6 protein-coding genes are annotated in these 6939 nt (G+C 41.0%); 4 read left to right on the top strand and 2 right to left on the bottom strand.

Annotated features, from left to right (window positions below):
- Nucleotides 1-240: 240 nt before the first annotated feature.
- On the bottom strand, nt 241-813 hold the full coding sequence (locus tag H9629_RS13660; RefSeq protein ID WP_064095244.1) for a peptidylprolyl isomerase: 573 nt from the start codon (nt 811-813) through the stop codon (nt 241-243).
- 103 nt (nt 814-916) lie between these two features.
- Here H9629_RS13660 and H9629_RS13655 point away from each other — a divergent pair, with 103 nt between their 5' ends.
- Nucleotides 917-1591, top strand: a complete 675-nt coding sequence (locus H9629_RS13655) for an acetoacetate decarboxylase family protein (RefSeq protein WP_064095245.1) — start codon at nt 917-919, stop codon at nt 1589-1591.
- Between the two features lie 73 nt (nt 1592-1664).
- On the opposite strand, the gene H9629_RS13650 is transcribed toward H9629_RS13655, so the two are convergent.
- Entirely contained in the window at nt 1665-2735 is a 1071-nt protein-coding gene (locus H9629_RS13650; RefSeq protein ID WP_191731291.1) for an alpha/beta hydrolase, read from the bottom strand.
- Between the two features lie 217 nt (nt 2736-2952).
- Between H9629_RS13650 and H9629_RS13645 the strand changes: the two genes are divergently transcribed.
- The 3 genes from H9629_RS13645 to dnaK all read left to right on the top strand — a co-directional run bounded on the left by H9629_RS13645 (nt 2953) and on the right by dnaK (nt 6839).
- Nucleotides 2953-3465, top strand: coding sequence for a hypothetical protein (locus H9629_RS13645; protein WP_191731290.1), 513 nt, complete (start codon nt 2953-2955; stop codon nt 3463-3465).
- A 765-nt stretch (nt 3466-4230) separates the two neighbouring features.
- Nucleotides 4231-4779 carry a nucleotide exchange factor GrpE gene (grpE, locus tag H9629_RS13640; protein WP_144724938.1) on the top strand — a complete coding sequence of 183 codons (549 nt, stop codon included), beginning with the start codon at nt 4231-4233 and terminating at the stop codon, nt 4777-4779.
- A 119-nt stretch (nt 4780-4898) separates the two neighbouring features.
- Nucleotides 4899-6839, top strand: a complete 1941-nt coding sequence (dnaK, locus tag H9629_RS13635; protein WP_064095249.1) for a molecular chaperone DnaK — start codon at nt 4899-4901, stop codon at nt 6837-6839.
- The last annotated feature ends 100 nt before the right edge of the window (nt 6840-6939 follow it).

Genomic DNA, 6939 nt, shown 5'->3' with positions numbered 1-6939 from the left:
TAGAAGCTGGACTTCGATATACTTAACAACTCAGCAATCTGCTTCGTTCGTTTTCGTCTATCTCGTCGGTATGTGCTCATTATAGGGCAATTTCTTACACGTGCAAGCGCTTTTAACGCACAAGAATCACGAGTGTTTTATTTTTATGCACCAAATTGGTTCAATTTTATGCAAATAATTACATAAGTACATATTTTTAAAACAGAAATATAAATTAAATATTTCTGTTTTATTCTATGCCTAGTTTTTCACAACTGGTGCTTTAATCGTCACACTGGTGATTTTTACAGGGTTTACTGGCACATTTTGATGCATTCCATAGTTTCTAGTGGGTACTTTAGCAATCTGATCGACGATATCCATACCTTTAGTGACCTTACCAAATACCGCATAGCCGGCATTTCTAGCAGAACGATCCAGAAAATCATTATCGACCAGGTTTACAAAGAATTGTGCGCGGGCAGAATCCGGCTGATTGGTACGTGCCATGGCTAAAGTGCCACGCTTGTTATGCAGACCATTTGACGATTCGTTTTTAATCGGTGCTTTGGTATTGGCTTTTTCCTGCATGTTCACATCAAAGCCACCACCCTGAACCATAAAGCCAGGAATGACCCGGTGAAAAATGGTGTCCTTATAAAAGTTGCTCTTTACATAATTTTCAAAATTTTTTGCCGAGATGGGGGCTTTATCATTAAAGAGTTCAATTTCAATATTTCCCATTGAAGTATTCATCTCAATAATCGTATTTGCAGCAAAGCTTGGCAGACTGGTCGCGGCAAGCGCGATCACACATAATGATTTCTTTAACATTTATTAACTCATCTACTTAGAAGTAATGGTTGTGAATGACTATATATTAATCTTTTATGATTTATATTGCAGTGACCTGCCGACTAAAGACAAGAGAATAAGAATGAAACATGCATTATTACAGGAGCAAAATATCCATCAGTTTCCACCTTGGCGCTTGCAGGGTGAAGGTTTTATTCTGAACTATTGGCTGACCCCCAGCTTCATTGAACAAGCAAAACAGTTCCGGATCGCGCCCTCTCCGCTGGGTCGTATGGTTCAAGTGATGCTGGTACGCTATCAAACTTCACCGATTGGTCCCTATGATGAGTTACTAATTCTGGATCATCCTTTAATTAGTAAACGGCGTCTCAGCTCGATTCCTAAAATTTATGTGTCTACCCATGAATCTGTCATACATGGTCAGCATTTATGGGGCATTCCCAAACAATATGCACAATTTAAATGGCAAGAAAAGGATCAGGAAATTCTGTGTCAGATTCAGCATCAGAACCAGCAGATGACGATTCGGTTGAAGAAAACCAAATCTGCACGTCAATTTTATATTAATAGTCACCATATTCCAGCATCTATGCTCAAGATTCAGCAGGCCTGGAAAGGTCAACGTTTTCAGTTTAGTCCCCAGTTTCGTGGACACCTCTCCACACTTTCACAAGTAGAGTGGCAAGATGCTGAGGATATATTTCCAGATTTTTCCAAAGCCAAATTGCTGCAAAGCTTTTATGTCCCCCAATTTAATCTGATCTTTCCTGAAGCACAGATCAGTAACAAGCCATAACCTGCATTTAAATTTAGCTATAAATATAAAAAAGGTGTTTCATAAGAAACACCTTTTTCTTCATGCTTTCGGCTTAACTGTTTTTGTCCCAAAATTTGCGGAAGTTCTTACTGATCTCAATCACATATTTTTTGGCACGACGGGAAATCGGCGTCAGATTGATAAAACCATGGGCCTGATCGGTATATTCATCATAATGAACAGCTACACCATTCTGACGCAACTTGTGTGCATAGATTGAACCCTCATCATGCAGGACATCATGACGTGCTGTAATCACATAACTTGGCGGCAAGTTTTTCAGCTCGCCATAGGTCGGCGAAATCAGTGGGTCATCCAGTTCAATCTGATGGGTTTGGGCATACATGAAGGTCACCAGATCAATATCCTGCTCTGAAAGTACCAGTCCATCTTTATAGGCATAAAAAGATGGATGGCGACTTTTGAAGTCAACCGCAGGATAAAGCAGAAGTTGTGCCCGTGCGGCATAAGATTTTCCTGCGCTGCGCTGCGCTACCACAGCTGCCAGATTTCCGCCGGCACTATCCCCTGCCACGGCAATACGGTTTTTATAGACTTTCAGTTGCTTGCTATGCTGATGTGCCCACGCCAAGGCATCTTCACACACCTGTACCATCTGCAAGGGGCTAAATTCTGGCGTCAGCGGATAGGCTACACTTAATACCTGAACTTTGGCATGCACTGCCAGCAAGCGACAAAATTCATCGTGAGTATCCAGACCGCCGACCATAAAGGCACCGCCATGATAAAAAATTACCATCGGTAACTTCTTTTGCGGTGCAGGATGATAATGTCGTGCAAAAATACTGCCACTCTGTAGAGGAAGGCGGAGCTCTTCGACAAATTTGACCGCGGTCGGTCTGGCCCGGATGGCTTTCATGCGTGCGTCAAACAGGGCACGTGAATGTACAACATCTTTACTGATAAAACTGCTGTGCCCCTGTTTGATCTGGATGGCCATCAGGCATTTTACCAAAGGGTCTAAATCAGGATAGACATGAGGATAATCCAAAGCCTTCACTACTGCCTCCTGGGCCATACCGGGTAAGCGATCCAGCATACGGGCTGCAGTTCCCTGTCCTTTTTCCATCAAACGTTGCAGAACCGGATGATTCACTGTCATTACTTTTAGTCCTTATTCTCTTAATTCTTCATAGTTTCTACACGATTAGCGTTTCAGTGACCGTTTTCTTATAGAAGTCTTAATATCTATGTACAGATAGCTTTTACCCGATACGTTATCCTCATTTATAGAAGATGTCATTGACCGGTTAAAGGTTATTTTTGACGTAATTTTGCATGATTAAGTATATTTTTTATTAAAAATCGGGAGAATGCCTATGGCTATTAAAATTATAGCTTTGTCTTTGGCGACTGCATTTTTAGCTGTAGGCTGCGTCGCATTTCCTGAAGATGGCGGCTATTATGACGGTCGCTATGATCAGCGTTATGACCGTGGTTATGAACAGGATCGTCGCTATGACCGGCAACGCTGGGAATATGAACAGCAGCGCAAACGTATTGAGCAGGATCGACGTAAACAGGAATTACAGCGTCGTAATTGGGAACAGGATCGCAAAAGACAGTTAGATCAGGATCGACGTAAAAACCAGTTAGATCAGGATCGACGTAAAAACCAGCTAGAACGGCAACGCCAGGAACAGCAGCGTAAAAATCTGATGACGCAACGGCAAAAACAGGCAGAAGCAGATCGTAATAAGCGTCGTCAGGAGCTGGATCGTAAACGTGCCACAGATCAGCGCACAAAGAAAGTCCAGCAAAATCGTTCCAATCCACGCTGGAATGATAACCGACGCCATCAGGAGCAACGTTCACGCGATCGTCGTGATTAAGATCTGTCATTGTATTCACTAAAAGCCCGGATCGGGCTTTTTATTTGAATGCGAGAAAATATCGGGCAAAAAAAAGGCTTATCTAGAGAATAGGATAAGCCACGAAAACACATTCAAAATAAGAAGAAACTACAGCGATAGAATCTAAAATGAATCATACCGAGTTGCTTATTTTTTGTGTAATACTTTATTAGTTAAATATTAATCGCTTTTGTGTCTAATAAATAAGCAGCTAAAAAAGCTGAGTTTTTGGGAGAGGTGTAGCCGAAAAAAGCAAATTAAAAACAGGAGATTATGAGGCTGGTTTAGTGTATTTTTCTAATTAAGGCCACTAGGATAAGCAAAAGTGCAAGGTTACTTTTTTATAGTGACTTAAAATAAATCAAGACTGCCATTTTAATTTAAAAATACGATTATTATTATTTTCATTTTAATATTTAGTGGATTTTTCTTTTTTATATTCTAATAAATACAACATATTTACATCAGGATACTGGACTTAGGCACCTAAAGACTAGCTGTTTTTTTAAGATTTTTCCGCTGTATTTTTTTCCTAATTATAAAATCTTCTCCTTCCTGTATTCGGGATTTTGCATAAATCATAAAATTTATCTGGACTTATGCTTGAATTTTTATACCCTGCCCCGATTTCTTAAGGTAATTGACTATTTCAACCTTGGCAGTTCCATCTTAATACGATGAACACTAAGGGCCAAGGACTGTAGACTGTACATGTTTAAGAACCCATTCAAACGGAGTAAATCAATGGCGACTGAGCAAAATGAGCAAGCTCAAGAATTTGAGCAAGAGCAAGCGGAAAAAGATATAGCGCAAACTCAAGCTGAATCCGAGCAGGCAGAAGTTTCTGTTGAGTCTTTACAAGAACAGATTGCGCAGCTTGAAGGTGACTTAAAGCTAGAGAAAGCACGTACGGCCAATGCAGTCTATGAAGCACAGAAAAGCGTGGAACGTATTCAGCGTGAATCTGAAAAACATAAAGATACAGTATTAGAAAAATTCGCCAAAGAGCTTTTGGATACGGTTGATAATCTTGAGCGCGCAATTAATGCTGCGAATGAAGAAGAATCTCCTTTGCTTGAGGGCGTCAAACTTACCTTGAAATCATTACTCACTACACTGGAAAAATTTGGTGTTGTGGTTGTAGATACCAGTAACGGATTTAATGCTGAGCTTCATCAGGCCGTAGGCATCGATGCAAATGCTAAGGCCAATGAAATTGGTAGTGTTTTGCAGAAAGGCTATACGTTAAACAGTCGCTTATTGCGTCCTGCAATGGTGATGGTTGGCGCTTAAGCTGAATAAATTAGGGAGTTTGTACATTTTTTTCAAAAATGTTACTTGAAAAAAAATGAATGACTCTCATATCAGATAACAAGTGGAAATCACAAGAAAATTTTTGAGGAAACATCCAAATGGCTAAAATTATTGGTATTGACTTAGGTACTACCAACTCATGTGTTGCAGTACTTGAAGGCGACAAAGTTAAAGTAATCGAAAATGCTGAAGGCACACGTACTACGCCATCTATTATTGCCTATAAAGATGGCGAGATTCTTGTGGGTCAATCTGCAAAGCGTCAGGCAGTAACTAATCCGAAAAATACACTATTCGCGATCAAACGTTTGATCGGTCGTCGTTATGAAGACCAAGCGGTACAAAAAGATATCGGTCTGGTACCTTATAAGATCATCAAAGCGGATAATGGTGATGCCTGGGTTGAGGTCAACGACAAAAAACTTGCGCCACAACAGGTTTCTGCTGAAATCTTGAAAAAGATGAAGAAAACTGCTGAAGATTACCTGGGCGAGACAGTGACTGAAGCAGTCATTACTGTCCCTGCTTACTTCAACGATGCACAGCGTCAGGCTACCAAAGATGCAGGCCGAATTGCTGGTCTAGAAGTTAAACGTATCATCAACGAACCAACTGCTGCGGCACTTGCGTTCGGTATGGACAAGAAAGAAGGCGATCGTAAAATCGCAGTTTACGACTTGGGTGGTGGTACTTTTGACGTATCAATCATTGAAATTGCAGACCTTGATGGCGACCAGCAAATTGAAGTGTTATCTACCAACGGTGATACATTCCTGGGTGGTGAAGACTTCGATAACGCGTTAATCGAGTACCTGGTTGAAGAGTTCAAGAAAGAACAGAACTTCAACTTGAAGCAAGATCCTTTAGCGTTACAACGTTTGAAAGAAGCTGCTGAGAAAGCGAAGATCGAACTTTCATCTTCTAATGCAACTGAAATCAACCTTCCATACATTACCGCGGATGCAACTGGTCCTAAACATTTGGTGATTAACGTTACCCGTGCAAAACTTGAAGGTTTGGTGGCTGATCTGGTAGCACGTACGATTGAACCATGTAAGACTGCACTTAAAGATGCAGGTCTTTCGACTTCTGATATTTCTGATGTGATTTTGGTCGGTGGTCAATCACGTATGCCACTGGTACAACAAAAAGTTCAGGAATTCTTTGGTAAAGAGCCACGTAAAGACGTAAACCCTGACGAAGCAGTAGCGATTGGTGCAGCAATTCAAGGTGCAGTATTGTCTGGTGATAAAACTGACGTACTTCTTCTTGACGTAACTCCATTGACTCTTGGTATTGAAACAATGGGTGGTGTGTTAACTCCAATTATCGAGAAAAACACTACAATTCCGGCGAAAAAATCACAAGTGTTCTCTACAGCTGCTGACAACCAGCCTGCAGTAGACATTTCGGTTTACCAAGGTGAACGTAAAATGGCTCAACAAAACAAATTGTTGGGTAACTTCCAATTAGGCGATATTCCACCGGCTCCACGTGGTGTGCCACAAATTGAAGTATCGTTCGACATCAATGCTGATGGTATCTTGAAAGTATCTGCGAAAGATAAGAGCACAGGTAAAGAGCAATCTATTCAAATTAAAGCAAACTCCGGTTTGAGTGATGCTGAAATTGAAGCGATGATCAAAGATGCTGAAGCGAATGCTGAAGAAGACCGTAAGTTTGAAGAGCTTGCAAAAGCACGTAACGAAGCTGATGCATTAATTGCTTCTGCTCAAAAAGCAGTGAAAGATCTTGGTGAACAAGTGACTGCGGACGAGAAAACTGCGGTTGAAACTGCGGTTTCTGAACTTGAAGCTTCAACTAAAGAAAATGACGCTGAAGTGATTAAGTCTAAAACTGAAGCATTGCAAAACATCATCATGCCGATCACACAACGTGCATATGAAGCAGCACAAGGCCAAGGCGGTGCACAAGGTTTCGACCCGAATGCATTCCAAGGTGGCGAAGGCCAAGCTCAAAAAGCGGATGACGGCGTTGTAGATGCTGAGTTCACTGAAGTGAAAGATGACAAAAAATAATTTGTCGCTTTAACTGAAAAAACCGCGCGAAAGCGCGGTTTTTTATGTCTCGAATTGAGGGAATAAAATAAAAATTACTAAAATTTGATCGTATTTTCAG

This window comes from Acinetobacter pecorum, from assembly GCF_014837015.1.
Taxonomy (GTDB): Bacteria; Pseudomonadota; Gammaproteobacteria; order Pseudomonadales; family Moraxellaceae; genus Acinetobacter; species Acinetobacter pecorum.
Note: the sequence above shows the minus strand (reverse complement) of the source record. Positions and strands in the feature narration are given on the sequence as shown.